Here is a 13,708-nt window from a genome sequence, read left to right as displayed (position 1 = left end):
TCGGCCCTTGGGGCCACAGTGATTATTCTTGTTGTTCCACTGCCGGCAGCCGCTGACCGAGCTGCCGCTGTTGCACACACCCGGGTCAGGGCGTCGGTATCGCGTTGCTGTCGCTGAGGTTGGTCTGGGTGTTGGCCCCCTTGAGGATCAGTTGTGCCGCCTTTTCGGCAATCATCAACGTGGGTGAACAGGTATTGCCGGAGACGATCTGCGGCATGATCGAGGCATCCGCCACACGCAGGCCAGGAATGCCATGCACGCGCAGCTGGTTATCCACAACATCGAGCGCACCACTGCCCATACGGCAGGTACCTACCGGGTGGAAGATGGTGGTGCCGATCTGGCCGGCGGCCTGGTGCAGGTCTTCTTCGCTCTGCAGGGCAGGGCCTGGCAGGTACTCGCGGGGTTCGAAGGCGGCCAGGGCAGGGGCCTGGACGATGCGCCGGGTAAGGCGGATGGCGTCGGCGGCCACGCGCAGGTCCTCGGGGGCGCTGAGGTAGTTGGGGTCGATCAGCGGCGCGGCATTCATGTCCGCCGAGCGAATATCGATTCGACCACGGCTAACCGGACGCAGGTTGCATACCGACGCAGTAAAGGCCGGGAACCGGTGCAGCGGCTCGCCGAAGCGCTCCAGCGACAAGGGCTGGACGTGATACTGAAGATTGGCGGTCTCTTGCTCTGGGCTCGAACGGGCGAAGGCGCCCAACTGGCTCGGCGCCATGGCTAGTGGTCCACTGCGGTCGTAGGCATAGCGCAGGCCCATGCCCAGCTTGCCCCACAGGCTGTTGGCCATCTGGTTGAGGGTGCGCGTGTTCTGGATCTGGTAGATCAACCGCAGTTGCAGATGGTCCTGCAGGTTGCCCCCGACGCCAGGCATGTCGTGGCGCACGGCGATGCCCAGCCCTTCGAGCAGTTTGCGTGGGCCGATCCCCGAGCGCTGCAGGATGCCGGGCGAACCGACCGATCCTGCGCAGAGAATAATCTCGCGGCGTGACGCGAACTCATGCCATGCACCTTGCCACAACGCCCTCACAGCCCGGGCGCGGGTGTTGCCGAGCAACACCTGGTCGACCTGCACGCCGGTCAGCACGGTCAGGTTCTGGCGCTTGAGAATGGGCCTGAGAAATGCCTTGGCCGAGTTCCAGCGCACACCGCTGCGCTGGTTGACCTGAAAGTATCCACAGCCGGCGTTGTCGCCTGTATTGAAGTCGTCGATCCTGGCGATGCCGCTCTGTTCGGCCGCATCGCGAAAGGCATCGAGGATCGGCCAGCTGTAGCGCTGCTGCTCGACCCGCCACTCACCGTCGGCGCCATGGCTGTCGCTGGCACCGGCATAGTGGCTCTCGCTGGCCTTGAACAGCGGCAGCACATCCTTCCATGCCCAGCCCTCGTTACCTTGCTCGGCCCAACGGTCGTAATCGGCGGCCTGGCCGCGCATGTAGATCATGCCGTTGATGGACGAACAGCCACCCAGCACCTTGCCCCGCGGATAGCCCAGGGCACGCCCGTTCAGCCCAGGCTGGGCTTCGGTCTTCATGCACCAGTCGGTGCGTGGATTGCCAATGCAGTAGAGGTAACCGACGGGGATATGAATCCAGGGATAGTTGTCACGGCCACCCGCCTCGAGCAGCAACACACGGCAGGATGGGTCGGCGGACAAGCGATTGGCCAGCAGGCAACCGGCGGGACCGGCACCCACGACCACATAGTCATAGACAGAATCGGCTGATGGCATGTGCAACCTCGCGCCTGATTATTATTCTTGTCCCGGTCCATCTTATTGATTAATTTCGTGGAGGAAACACGAGATTTCGCGCAGCCGTTGTGCGTTTTAGCACAGCGCCGGAGTCATGATCGGCGCAAATCCTGTAGGAGCGGCTTCAGCCGCGATGCAGCCTACGCGGTGCTTGGCATCCGCTTTGCGGATGATCGCGGCTAAAGCCGCTCCTACAGTGAATCGACGCCAATGAACAGCCAAGGGATCAGCATGTTCGACTGGAACGATCTGCGATTTTTCCTCGAGTTGCAGCGCAGCGGCCGCCTGCTTAGCGCCGCCAAGCGCCTCAACACCACTCACAGCACCGTGGCCCGGCATATCGAGAGCATCGAAAAGCACCTGGGTACCGCGCTGTTCGTCCAGCACGCGCAGGGCTACGAACTCACGCCGTCCGGCCAGGCGCTGCTCAAGCACGCCGAAGCCATGGAGAACGTCGCCCTGCTGGCGCAGGAAGAGATCACCCAGGCCATCACGCCGCTGGGCAAGATCCGCCTTGGCGTGACCGAAGGCATCGGCATCATGTTCTTCACTCCACGTATGAAGGCACTGTTCCAACGTTACCCAGGGCTGGAGGTGGAACTGGTGGCGGTCCCGCGGTTCGTAAGTATCCTCAACCGCGAAGCCGAGATCAGCATCCACCTGGAACGACCCAACGCCGACCTGCTGATCACCCGCAAGCTCACCGACTACCGTCTGGCCCTGTACGCCAGCCAGGAATACCTGAATCAAGCGCCACCGCTCGACACACGTGAAGATCTGGCCCGGCACAACTGGATCGGTTATGTCGACGACCTGCTGTTCAGCCAGGAATTGCTGTTCCTCAACAGCTTCTGCCGAGCGCCCAACGTGGTGTTCCGCAGCACCAGCGTGATCGCCCAGCAGCACGCCGCCCAGGCCGGGCTGGGTATCGCCGTGCTGCCCAACTATATGGCCCGCCACGATCCCAAGCTGGTACGCGTGCTGCCCGGCGAGACCATCCAGCGCAGCTACTGGATCTGCACTCGCCGCGAGCTGCACAAGTCGGTGCGCCTGCGCGTAGTGTGGGACTACCTGCTGGCGCTGTGCGCCGCCGAACAGGATGAGTTGCTAGCCGAGTAGCGCCTTGCCGGCGAGCAGCACGGCAGCGCCGCAGCCCACCACGGCGAACAGCTGCTGCAGGCGCGGACCGGCAAGCTTGCCAGCCAATGTCCGCGCCAGCAGCAAACCAAGCACCGCCCCTGCGGCGAACGGTGCGCCGACCCACCAATGCATCACACCCGCCACGCTGGCGCTGACCACACTGCCAGTGGACACCAGGGCGATCACCGCCAGTGAGGTGGCGACGATGCTTTTCATGTTCAGGTTGGTGTAGCGGTTCAAGGCCGGAATGATCACGAAGCCGCCACCGACGCCCAACAGGCCAGACAGCAACCCCGACAGCATTCCGGTAAACGCCAGCGCGCGGGCGCAGGGCAGGGTCCAGCGCAAGCGCCCCTGCAACGGGTTGAGCACGCAAGGCATGATCTGCCGTTCGCCGCAGGGTGACTCGCCACGCAGCTCACGTGCTGCCTTGCGCCAGATCCGCAAACAGGCGTACACCAGCACCCCGGCGAAGACCAAGGCCAACGGTGTGTTGGGCACACGGTGAGCGAGCATCAAGCCGAACGGCGCGCAGGCAATCCCGATCAGCGCGATGAACAGGGCCGCCCGATAACGCACCAGCCCCTGGCGCAGGCCGAGCACCGCACCGACTGCTGCCGCCAACCCCACGGCCAGCAAGCCGATCGGAGCCGCCTCGACCATGCTCAGCCCCAAGCCGAACACCAGCAGCGGAACCGCGAGGATGCCGCCACCGGCGCCGGTCAGCGCCAACACCGCACCAATGATCGCGCCGAGCCCGGTGCCCAGCAGTTGGTGTTCGATCACTGCTGCGCCTCGACCATCAGAGGTTGCGGCCGGGCCAGCCACTCGCGGCCCTTGAGCATGGCCTTCCAGTACAACGGCGGCAGGATCTGCGCCTTGAGCAACCAGGCCAGGCGGGTTGGCTTGCGGCCATCGAGCAGCCAGCGCGGGAAGCTCGGTGCCAGCTTGCCGCCGTAGGTGAACTCGGCCAGGACGATCTTGCCGCGCTCCACCGTCAGCGGGCAGGAACCATAGCCATCGTATTGCGCGAGGGTTGCGAGCCGACCAAGCGCCACCAGTACATTGTTGGCGACCACCGGTGCCTGCTTGCGGGCGGCGGCGGCGGTCTTGGCATTGGTGGTGTTGGCTACGTCGCCCAGGGCGTGGATATTGCCGAACTGGCGATGGCGCAAGGTGTGCGGGTCGACATCCACCCAACCCGCCGCATCGGCCAGCGGGCTCTGGCGGATAAAGTCAGGCGCCACCTGGGGCGGCACCACATGCAGCATGTCGAAGGCTTCGATCCGGGTCTCGGTACTACCATCCGGAAGGGTACGGATGAACGTGGCGCGCTTGTTCGGTCCATCGACCGCCGTCAGGCGATGCTGATAGTTCAGGTCCACAGCGTACTTGTCGATGTAGCTCATCAGCGCCGGCACATAGTCCGCCACGCCAAACAGTACCGCGCCGGCATTGAAGAAACTGGCCCTGACATTGCCTAGGTGACCATTGCGCAACCAGTGATCGCAGGACAGGTACAGCGCCTTCTGCGGCGCCCCTGCACATTTGATCGGCATCGGCGGTTGAGTGAAGAGCGCGCGTCCATGCTTGAGGTTCTGCACCAGTTGCCAGGTGTAGGGCGCCAGGTCATAGCGATAGTTGGACGTGACGCCGTTACGCCCGAGGGTCTCACTCAAGCCTTCGATGGCATTCCAATCGAGCTTCAAGCCCGGGCAGACCACCAGCTGTTCGTAACTGACAGCGCGGCCATCGTCGAGCATCACCAGTTGCCCCTGAGGGTCGAAACCGTCCACCCGTGCCTTGATCCAGCGCACGCCACGGGGCAGGGTGCCCGCCATGGTATGGGCGGTGCTTGGCGCCTTGAACACACCGGCACCGACCATGGTCCAGCCCGGCTGGTAGTAATGCACGTCAGCAGGGTCGATCAACGCGATATCCAGCGAAGGATCGCGGGCGATCAGACTGGAGGCAGTGGCGATGCCGGCGGCACCGGCGCCGACGATCACCACTTTGTGGTGGTCGGCACGGGAAGAATCGGCAGGGGACAGCAAAGCAGGCATGGCGGTGTTCCTTGGAAATCTCGTTATGGGTACGGCGTGACTTACAGCTTGTTCAGCGGGATCTTCAGGTAGCTCACACCGTTTTCTTCAGGCTCGGGGAATTGCCCGCTGCGCATGTTGATCTGCACCGACGGCAGGATCAGCACGGGCATGTCGAGGGTCTTGTCACGGGCTTCGCGCATCTGCACGAAGCTGTCTTCGCTGACCCCTTCATGAATATGGATGTTGTCGGCACGTTGCTCGGCCACAGTGGTGACGAAGTGCAGCTCACGCCCCCCGGGCAGGTAGTCGTGACACATGAACAACCGGGTCTGGTCGGGGAAGGCAAGCAGACGTCGGATCGACTGATACAGGGTTCTCGCGCTGGCACCCGGGAAGTCGCATCGGGCGGTGCCGTAGTCTGGTGTGAACAAGGTATCGCCGACGAACACGGCGATCTCCCCCGCGTCCTGGACCATGTAGCTCATGCATGCCGGGGTATGTCCGGGGGTGTGCAGGGCGCGGGCATGCAAGTTACCGATGCAAAAGCCCTCTTCATCTTCGAACAGGACATCGAACTGGCTGCCATCGCGAGCAAAACCCGGCTCGACGTTGAACAGGGTACCGAAGACTTTCTGCACCTGGGTGATCTGCGCACCGATCGCGACGCTGCCTCCCAGCTTGTCTTTGAGATAGGCCGCTGCGGACAGGTGATCGGCATGCACATGAGTATCCAGGATCCATTGCACCTTGGCGCCCAGCGCTTCGACGCGGGCAATCAGCTTGTCCGCCGAAGCGGTGCATGTGCGCCCGGACTTGGGATCATAGTCCAGTACGCTGTCGATCAACGCGCACTGGCGTGTTTCGCCGTCCATGACCAGATAGCTGATGGTCCACGTCGCTCTGTCGAAGAATTCTTCGACGTGAAGGTTGTTGCCGATGATCATTGCACTCTCCAGTTATCCCGGGCCTCCTTGAAGGCTTAGGCAGTGGATGGGGCTTTATCAAGATGCATGCCAGCCTTTCTGATGGACGTTTGGCCCCGCTGGACGCGGACTTGTCGCGCGACTTTGCTGTCAGCGGATGCCCAAGGTGACAGTCAATGGCAGTCGACTGTCAGCCCATGGCAGTGTTTGGCAGTCCTTGCTACCCTCGCCAGGTCCTTCATCTGGTGCCGTCATGCTAGCCGCTTCCCATCCCGCGATTGTCGCGCTGGTGTCCTACCTCGAACACGATGTGCTGCCCAGTATCGTGCTCGACACTGACTACAACATCCTGGCTGCCAACGCGGCGTATCGCCGCCAGTTCGGCAACGAGGAGCACGCGCCAATCGGTGAAAAATGCCATCGTGTTTCACACCACTACGCCGTCCCCTGCGATCAGGCCGGCGAGCATTGCCCGCTACGCAAATCGCTGGACAGCAAAGTGCCCGAACGCGTGCTGCATATCCATCACACCCCACGTGGGCCGGAACATGTGGATGTGGAGCTGCGGCCAATAATCGACGACGAGGGCAGGGTAGTGGCCTTCGTCGAGCGCCTGACCAGCGTCACCCTGGCATCCGCACAACCTCAGCAACAGGGGTTGGTTGGCCGGGCGCCAGCCTTCAAGAGCGCCGTCGCCAGTTTGCAGCGTGCGGCCCCCGCGCAAATTCCGGTATTGCTCCAGGGTGAATCCGGTACGGGCAAGGAGCTGTTCGCCCGTGCTTTGCACCTGGGCAGCCCACGAGCCAATGGCCCCTTGGTGGTGGTGGACTGTACCGGGCTCACCGAGTCGCTGTTCGAGAGTGAATTGTTCGGCTATGAGAAGGGCGCCTTCACCGGCGCGACCCAACGCAAGATTGGCCTGGCCGAAGCTGCTCACGGTGGAACCTTGTTCCTCGATGAGATCGGTGAAGTGCCGCTGGCCATGCAGGTGAAACTGCTACGGCTGATCGAGTCCGGCAGCTTCCGCCCGGTCGGCAGCACGCGCACGGTCCATTCGGATTTTCGCCTGGTCTCGGCCACGCACAAGCCATTGAAAGAGATGGCCGCTGAAGGGACGTTCCGCGAAGACCTGTATTACCGCATCAGCGGTTTCCCGATTCGCCTGCCATCGCTGCGTGAGCGGGTCGAGGACTTGCCGTTGCTCTGTGAAAGCCTGCTGCAACGCATGGGCGGCAAGCATGCGCCGAAGGTTGCCCCTGAGGCTCTCGAACGCCTCGTTGTTCATACCTTCCCAGGCAATATTCGCGAACTCAGAAACATACTGGAGCGGGCGAGATTGTTTGCTGATGATGGATTGATTCGTCCGGAGCATCTCCCGGAAGACATCCATCCGAATACGAACCCGTCTATTAACCGGGGACGCGGAACAAGCAAGATGGCCGACCTGGCCCACGCATTGGAAACTTTTAACGGCTCCCGCAGTGAGTTGGCTGACTATCTTGGGATGAGTGAGCGCACGTTGTACCGTCGACTGAAGGCCTTAGGAATTTCGTAGTTCCACGTGGAACATTCGTGAAGGCAAAAAAAAGCCAATCCCTGGGGATTGGCTTTTTTGTTACTACCCACTCATCAGAAGTCCAGGTTGGACACCGACAGCGCGTTGCTTTCGATGAAGTCGCGACGCGGCTCGACCGCGTCCCCCATCAGGGTATTGAACAGCTGATCGGCGGCGATAGCGTCCTCGATGGTCACCTTGAGCATGCGACGCACGGTCGGGTCCATGGTGGTTTCCCACAGCTGGTCCGGGTTCATCTCACCCAGCCCTTTATATCGCTGGATGGTGTGACGCTTGGTGCTCTCGTTCATCAGCCAGTCCAGGCCTTCCTTGAACTCGATGACCGCCTTGCGACGCTCACCACGCTGAACGTAGGCACCTTCACCCAGCAAGGTGCCGAGCTTGGCACCGAGGGCGACGACCGAACGGTAGTCGTTGCTGCCGAAGAACTCGCGATTGAAGGTGACATAGCTGGCCAAACCGTGGGAGGTGACTTCCACTTCCGGTAGCCAGATATTGCGCTCCTTGTCTTCGCGCAGACTTGCAACGTAGCTGAGGCCAGATTTCTGGCTGTTGTTCAGACGCTCCTGGAACTTGTCCAGCCAGGTCTGCATGGCAGCCTGGTTGCCCAGCTGTTCCTGGGTGACTTCCTGCAGGTAGATGAAGTGCTCGGTCAGCTCTTCCGGGTACAGGCGCGACAGACGCTTGAGGGTCTTCATCACAGCACGGAACTCATTGACCAAGGCCTCGAGCTGCACACCAGATACGGCGGGTGCGGACTCGTCCAGGTGCAAGCTGGCATCTTCCAAAGCCGATTGGGTCATGTATTCCTCCATGGCCTCGTCGTCCTTGATGTATTGCTCCTGCTTGCCTTTCTTCACCTTGTACAGCGGAGGCTGGGCGATGTAGATGTAGCCACGCTCGACCAGTTCCGGCAGCTGACGGAAGAAGAAGGTCAGCAGCAAGGTGCGGATGTGCGAACCGTCGACGTCAGCATCGGTCATGATGATGATGTTGTGATAGCGCAGCTTGTCGATGTTGTACTCTTCGCGACCGATGCCACAGCCCAGGGCAGTGATCAGCGTGCCGACCTCCTGCGAGGAAATCATCTTGTCGAAGCGCGCCTTCTCAACGTTGAGGATCTTGCCCTTCAGCGGCAGGATCGCCTGGGTGCGGCGGTTACGACCTTGCTTGGCCGAGCCACCCGCGGAGTCACCCTCCACCAGGTACAGTTCGGAAAGGGCAGGGTCCTTCTCCTGGCAATCGGCCAGTTTGCCCGGCAGGCCAGCGATATCCAGTGCGCCTTTGCGACGCGTCATCTCACGCGCTTTACGCGCCGCTTCACGGGCACGTGCGGCATCGATCATCTTGCCGACCACGGCCTTGGCCTCGTTGGGGTTTTCCAACAGGAAGTCGGCGAAGTACTTGTTCATCTCCTGCTCCACGGCGGTCTTCACCTCCGAGGAAACCAGCTTGTCCTTGGTTTGCGAGCTGAACTTCGGATCCGGCACCTTGACCGAAATGATCGCAGTCAGGCCTTCACGGGCGTCGTCACCGGTAGTGGCAACCTTGTTCTTTTTCGCCAGACCTTCCTGCTCGATGTAGCTGTTCAGGCTACGGGTGAGCGAGGAACGGAAACCGACCAGGTGGGTACCACCGTCGCGCTGGGGAATGTTGTTGGTGAAGCACAGCAGGTTTTCGTTGAAGCTGTCGTTCCACTGCAGGGCGATTTCGACACCCACGCCATCTTCACGCTGAACGTTGAAGTGGAATACCTGGGAGTTGACCGGGGTCTTGTTGGTGTTCAGGTATTCAACGAAAGCGCTCAGGCCACCCTCGTACTTGAAGAACTCTTCCTTGCCGCTGCGCTCATCTTTCAGCAGGATGCCAACGCCGGAGTTCAGGAACGAGAGCTCGCGGATACGCTTGGCGAGGATGTCCCAGCTGAAGTGGATGTTCTTGAAGGTTTCAGCCGAAGGCTTGAAGTGGATGTGGGTACCGGTGGTTTCGCTGTCACCGACGACCGCCATTGGCGCCTGGGGCACCCCATGAACGTAGGTCTGTTCCCAGATTTTGCCGCTACGGCGAACAGTGAGCACCAACTGTTCGGACAGTGCGTTCACTACCGATACACCTACACCGTGCAGACCGCCGGATACCTTGTAGGAGTTATCATCGAACTTACCGCCGGCGTGCAGCACGGTCATGATGACCTCGGCCGCGGAAACGCCTTCTTCTTTATGCACATCGACCGGAATACCACGGCCGTTGTCACGGACGCTGATGGATTCGTCCGGGTGAATGATGACGGTGATGTCATCGCAGTGCCCGGCCAGGGCTTCGTCGATCGAGTTGTCGACCACCTCGAAGACCATGTGGTGCAGGCCGCTGCCGTCATCGGTGTCGCCAATGTACATGCCGGGACGTTTGCGTACGGCATCCAGCCCTTTCAGCACTTTAATGCTGGAGGAGTCGTACGTTTGATTTTCGCTCATGCCTTCACTCCCGATGGTCGTGGGTCTGGGTGATACGGCCTTGTTCCACGTGGAACAAGGCAACTGGCGTTTCCGTTTGCCAGCCTTCCCTCAGAAATTCGTGGTCTACACAGGTGATGAACACCTGGCAGTTCAATTCTTCAAGCAAGCGGCACAGGGAGCGGCGATGCTGCTCGTCCAGTTCGGACGGCAAGTCATCCACCAGATAAATACACTGACCGCGACGGACCTGGCTGACCAGATGTCCCTGGGCGATGCGCAGAGCGCAGACCACCAACTTCTGCTGTCCCCGCGAAAGGATGTCGGCCGCGTTGTTCGCGCCTAATCGAAGGCGCAAATCAGCACGTTGTGGCCCGGCCTGGGTGTGCCCCATCTGCTGATCGCGAAGAAGAGAGGCCGAGAGAACTTCACTGAGCTCTCGGTCCTTGTCCCAGCCTCGGTAGTAGCTCAGGGTCAACCCGTCCAGTTCGACCAGTTCGCTCAGGGTCTGCTCGAAGACGGGCTTCAAGGCCTTGATGTAGTTGCGACGGTATTCATCTATCTCCGCACTGGCGAGACACAACTCTCGATCCCAGGCGGCTTGCGAAACGGCGTCCAGTGTACCATGCCGCAGCCATGAGTTCCGCTGCCGCAGGGCCTTCTGCAGGCGTTGCCAGGTCGGCATGAAGCGGGGTTCCACGTGGAACACGCCCCAGTCGAGGAACTGACGACGCACTTTCGGCGCACCTTCGAGCAACCGAAAACTGTCCGGGTTGATCAATTGCAACGGCAACATCTCGGCCAATTGCGCAGCGCTGCGCGCATTCTGGCCGTCGATGCGGATGGTGAAATCCCCCTGGCGTTCACGTGATACACCCAGGTTACTCATGCCGCCTTCAGCCAGTTCGACTTGGCCAAACACCGTACACGTCGGCTGATCGTACTGGATCACCGGATTCAACCGGGTACTGCGGAACGACCGGGCGAGCCCCAGCAGATGCACGGCTTCAAGCACGCTGGTCTTGCCGCTGCCGTTGGCGCCGTAAAGGATGTTGATGCGGGGGGAGGGTGAGAGGGTCACCGGGTGCAGGTTGCGCACCGCGGTGACCGAGAGACGTCGAAGGGACATGTCGCCTGCTATGAATTACAGACGCATCGGCATGACAACGTAGGACGAGTCGTCATTGCCGGCTTCCTGCAACAGGGCGCTGCTGTTGGAGTCCGACAGAATCAGACGAACTTGCTCTGTGGTCATCACACCCAGCACGTCCAGCAGGTAGCTGACGTTGAAACCGATCTCCAACGAGCTGCCGTTGTAGTCAACGCTGATCTCTTCTTCCGCTTCTTCCTGTTCCGGGTTGTTGGCCTGGATCTTCAACTGGCCAGCGGCCAGTTGCAGGCGGATGCCGCGGTACTTCTCGTTGGACAGAATCGCAGTGCGACTGAACGCTTCGCGCAGTGCCTGACGATCACCAACCACCAGCTTGTCACCCCCTTTTGGAAGAACACGCTCGTAGTCCGGGAACTTGCCGTCCACCAGCTTGGAGGTGAAGGTGAATTCACCGGTGGTAGCACGAATGTGATGCTGGCCGAGGACGATGCTGACCATACCTTCCGGGTCTGTCAGCAGGCGTGCCAGCTCCAGGATACCTTTGCGCGGCACGATGACCTGGTGACGGTCGGCCTGGCCGATCGGCGCCTGCATGGCGCAAAGTGCCAGACGGTGGCCATCGGTAGCCACGGCACGCAGGGTATCGGTAGACACTTCCAGCAACATGCCATTGAGGTAGTAGCGCACGTCTTGCTGGGCCATGGCAAAGCTGGTGCGTTCGATCAGGCGGCGCAGCTTGCTCTGTTCCAGGTTGCAGGTCAGCGAGCCAGGGCCCTCTTCCACGGTCGGGAAGTCGTTGGCCGGCAGGGTGGAAAGGGTGAAACGGCTGCGACCGGCCTTGACCAGCAACTTCTGCTCGTCGACCTTGATGTCGATCAGCACGTCGCTAGGCAGGCTCTTGCAGATGTCCATCAGCTTGCGCGCCGGGACAGTGATCTCGCCCGGTTCAGCCGGTTCTTCCAGCTGTACACGGCCAACCAGTTCGACTTCCAGGTCGGTACCGGTCAACGACAATTGCTGGCCTTGCACGACCAGCAGGACGTTGGACAGGACCGGCAAGGTCTGGCGGCGCTCGACGACGCCTGCGACCAGTTGCAGGGGTTTCAACAGGGCTTCGCGTTGAATGGTGAAATGCATGGTCTAGTCCCTTGCCTTCAAATAGCTGCGCAGACGGCCATCAGGTCGTCAGCGTACGCAGCAGGTTCTTGTAGTCCTCGCGGATGTCCGCGTCGGATTCCTTCAATTCGTTGATCTTGCGGCAAGCGTGCAGCACGGTGGTGTGGTCGCGGCCGCCGAACATGTCGCCGATCTCCGGCAGACTGTGGTTGGTCAACTCTTTCGACAGCGCCATCGCCACCTGACGTGGCCGCGCCACCGAACGCGAGCGACGCTTGGACAACAGATCGGAGATCTTGATCTTGTAATACTCGGCCACTGTGCGCTGAATGTTATCCACACTGACCAGCTTGTCCTGCAATGCCAACAAGTCCTTGAGCGACTCGCGGATCAACTCGATGGTGATGTCGCGCCCCATGAAGTGCGAGTGGGCAATCACCCGCTTCAGGGCACCTTCGAGTTCACGTACGTTGGAACGAATACGCTGGGCAATGAAGAAAGCGGCATCGTGCGGCAGCTCGACCTTGGCCTGGTCGGCCTTCTTCATCAGGATCGCTACGCGTGTTTCCAGCTCTGGCGGCTCGACGGCAACCGTCAGCCCCCAGCCGAAGCGCGACTTGAGGCGCTCTTCCAGGCCTTCGATTTCCTTAGGGTAGCGGTCACTGGTGAGGATCACCTGTTGGCCACCTTCGAGCAGAGCGTTGAAGGTGTGGAAAAACTCTTCCTGCGAGCGCTCCTTGCGGGCGAAGAACTGAATGTCATCGATCAGCAACGCATCGACCGAACGGTAGAAACGCTTGAATTCATTGATCGCGTTCAGCTGTAGCGCCTTGACCATGTCGGCCACGAAACGCTCGGAATGCAGGTAGACCACCTTGGCATTCGGATTTTTTTTCAGCAGGTGGTTACCCACAGCATGCATCAAGTGAGTCTTACCCAGGCCTACGCCCCCATAAAGGAAGAGTGGGTTGTAGCCATGCTTGGGGTTGTCGGCGACCTGCCAGGCAGCCGCACGGGCCAACTGGTTGGATTTACCCTCAACAAAGGTTTCGAAGGTGAAGGTACGGTTCAGGTAGCTGGTGTGCTTCAAGGCACCTTCGACCTGCACCGTGCGCTGCTCGGTACGCCCGCTGACCACCGGGGTCGTGGTGGTGTCGCTCATGCTGTCGAAGCTGTCGCGCGTCGAAGGTTCTTCAACCTCGGCAGCCTGTGCTGGCTCGACCACGGGAGCATTCGCAGGCTGGGTCACCGACACTGCCGGCTGCACCTGTGCCTGCTGTGCAAGCGTTGCAGCAACGGCGGCGCTGACGGGGGCGTTGGGGGCAGCACGCGCTGCGGAACTGCGGCGGCTGCCTATCAACAAGGAAAGCGCAGGGGCAATGCCGCTGCCCTGTTCACCCAGCAGTTCGAGCAAGCGGCCAAGGTACTTTTCGTTGACCCAATCAAGCACGAAGCGGTTGGGCGCATAGACGCGCAACTCGTCGCCTTCGGCTTCGACCTGTAGCGGACGGATCCAGGTGTTGAATTGCTGGGCAGGCAGTTCATCGCGCAGAAGCTCCACGCACTGCTGCCAAAGTTCCACTGACAC

Annotated in this window: 10 protein-coding genes; 2 read left to right on the top strand and 8 right to left on the bottom strand. The window is 61.0% G+C overall.

Annotation, left to right across the window (positions count from 1 at the left end; translation table 11 throughout):
• Nucleotides 1-85 precede the first annotated feature (85 nt).
• Nucleotides 86-1,735: a GMC family oxidoreductase gene (locus KSS90_RS00050; RefSeq protein WP_217867759.1), complete on the bottom strand. Its 1,650-nt coding sequence runs from the start codon at nt 1,733-1,735 to the stop codon at nt 86-88.
• Nucleotides 1,736-1,987: 252 nt separating this feature from the next.
• Between KSS90_RS00050 and KSS90_RS00045 the strand changes: the two genes are divergently transcribed.
• A complete protein-coding gene (locus KSS90_RS00045; RefSeq protein ID WP_046857656.1) occupies nt 1,988-2,875 on the top strand; it encodes a LysR family transcriptional regulator in 888 nt (295 codons plus the stop codon).
• Here the strand turns inward: KSS90_RS00045 and KSS90_RS00040 are convergent.
• Genes KSS90_RS00040 through KSS90_RS00030 form a run of 3 tightly spaced genes read right to left on the bottom strand, consistent with a single transcriptional unit; the run spans nt 2,864 to nt 5,885 of the window.
• Nucleotides 2,864-3,682 (bottom strand): sulfite exporter TauE/SafE family protein, encoded by an 819-nt coding sequence (locus tag KSS90_RS00040; protein WP_217867758.1) that lies wholly within the window; start codon nt 3,680-3,682, stop codon nt 2,864-2,866. The two genes, KSS90_RS00045 and KSS90_RS00040, sit on opposite strands and share 12 nt — an antisense overlap.
• Nucleotides 3,679-4,959 (bottom strand): NAD(P)/FAD-dependent oxidoreductase, encoded by a 1,281-nt coding sequence (locus tag KSS90_RS00035; protein WP_217867757.1) that lies wholly within the window; start codon nt 4,957-4,959, stop codon nt 3,679-3,681. Before KSS90_RS00035 ends, KSS90_RS00040 begins: the two co-directional genes overlap by 4 nt.
• Nucleotides 4,960-5,000: 41 nt before the next feature.
• A complete protein-coding gene (locus KSS90_RS00030) occupies nt 5,001-5,885 on the bottom strand; it encodes an MBL fold metallo-hydrolase (protein ID WP_217867756.1) in 885 nt (294 codons plus the stop codon).
• Nucleotides 5,886-6,117: 232 nt separating this feature from the next.
• Between KSS90_RS00030 and KSS90_RS00025 the strand changes: the two genes are divergently transcribed.
• On the top strand, nt 6,118-7,419 hold the full coding sequence (locus KSS90_RS00025) for a sigma-54 interaction domain-containing protein (protein ID WP_217867755.1): 1,302 nt from the start codon (nt 6,118-6,120) through the stop codon (nt 7,417-7,419).
• Between the two features lie 74 nt (nt 7,420-7,493).
• Here KSS90_RS00025 and gyrB read toward each other — a convergent pair whose 3' ends face one another.
• From gyrB to dnaA, 4 genes are read right to left on the bottom strand one after another with little or no spacing between them, the layout of a single operon-like run.
• Nucleotides 7,494-9,914: a DNA topoisomerase (ATP-hydrolyzing) subunit B gene (gyrB, locus tag KSS90_RS00020; RefSeq protein WP_217867754.1), complete on the bottom strand. Its 2,421-nt coding sequence runs from the start codon at nt 9,912-9,914 to the stop codon at nt 7,494-7,496.
• Between the two features lie 4 nt (nt 9,915-9,918).
• The gene (gene recF / locus KSS90_RS00015; protein ID WP_217867753.1) at nt 9,919-11,022 is read right to left on the bottom strand and encodes a DNA replication/repair protein RecF; all 1,104 of its coding nucleotides are present in this window, start codon (nt 11,020-11,022) and stop codon (nt 9,919-9,921) included.
• Nucleotides 11,023-11,037: 15 nt separating this feature from the next.
• Entirely contained in the window at nt 11,038-12,141 is a 1,104-nt protein-coding gene (gene dnaN / locus KSS90_RS00010; RefSeq protein ID WP_217867752.1) for a DNA polymerase III subunit beta, read from the bottom strand.
• Nucleotides 12,142-12,181: 40 nt separating this feature from the next.
• Nucleotides 12,182-13,708: a chromosomal replication initiator protein DnaA gene (gene dnaA, locus KSS90_RS00005; RefSeq protein WP_217867751.1), complete on the bottom strand. Its 1,527-nt coding sequence runs from the start codon at nt 13,706-13,708 to the stop codon at nt 12,182-12,184.

The sequence above is a fragment of the Pseudomonas maumuensis genome (genome assembly GCF_019139675.1).
GTDB lineage: Bacteria > Pseudomonadota > Gammaproteobacteria > Pseudomonadales > Pseudomonadaceae > Aquipseudomonas > Aquipseudomonas maumuensis.
The sequence above is the reverse complement of the archived record's forward strand: the minus strand, read 5'-3'. Positions and strand labels throughout refer to the sequence as shown.

What these genes read in the sequence shown, in the direction of transcription:
- gyrB (WP_217867754.1), bottom strand. Translation starts at nt 9,914, where the DNA reads ATGAGCGAAAATCAAACGTACGACTCCTCCAGCATTAAAGTGCTGAAA.
- recF (WP_217867753.1), bottom strand. Translation starts at nt 11,022, where the DNA reads ATGTCCCTTCGACGTCTCTCGGTCACCGCGGTGCGCAACCTGCACCCG.
- KSS90_RS00045 (WP_046857656.1), top strand. Translation starts at nt 1,988, where the DNA reads ATGTTCGACTGGAACGATCTGCGATTTTTCCTCGAGTTGCAGCGCAGC.
- KSS90_RS00025 (WP_217867755.1), top strand. Translation starts at nt 6,118, where the DNA reads ATGCTAGCCGCTTCCCATCCCGCGATTGTCGCGCTGGTGTCCTACCTC.
- KSS90_RS00030 (WP_217867756.1), bottom strand. Translation starts at nt 5,885, where the DNA reads ATGATCATCGGCAACAACCTTCACGTCGAAGAATTCTTCGACAGAGCG.
- KSS90_RS00050 (WP_217867759.1), bottom strand. Translation starts at nt 1,735, where the DNA reads ATGCCATCAGCCGATTCTGTCTATGACTATGTGGTCGTGGGTGCCGGT.
- KSS90_RS00035 (WP_217867757.1), bottom strand. Translation starts at nt 4,959, where the DNA reads ATGCCTGCTTTGCTGTCCCCTGCCGATTCTTCCCGTGCCGACCACCAC.
- dnaN (WP_217867752.1), bottom strand. Translation starts at nt 12,141, where the DNA reads ATGCATTTCACCATTCAACGCGAAGCCCTGTTGAAACCCCTGCAACTG.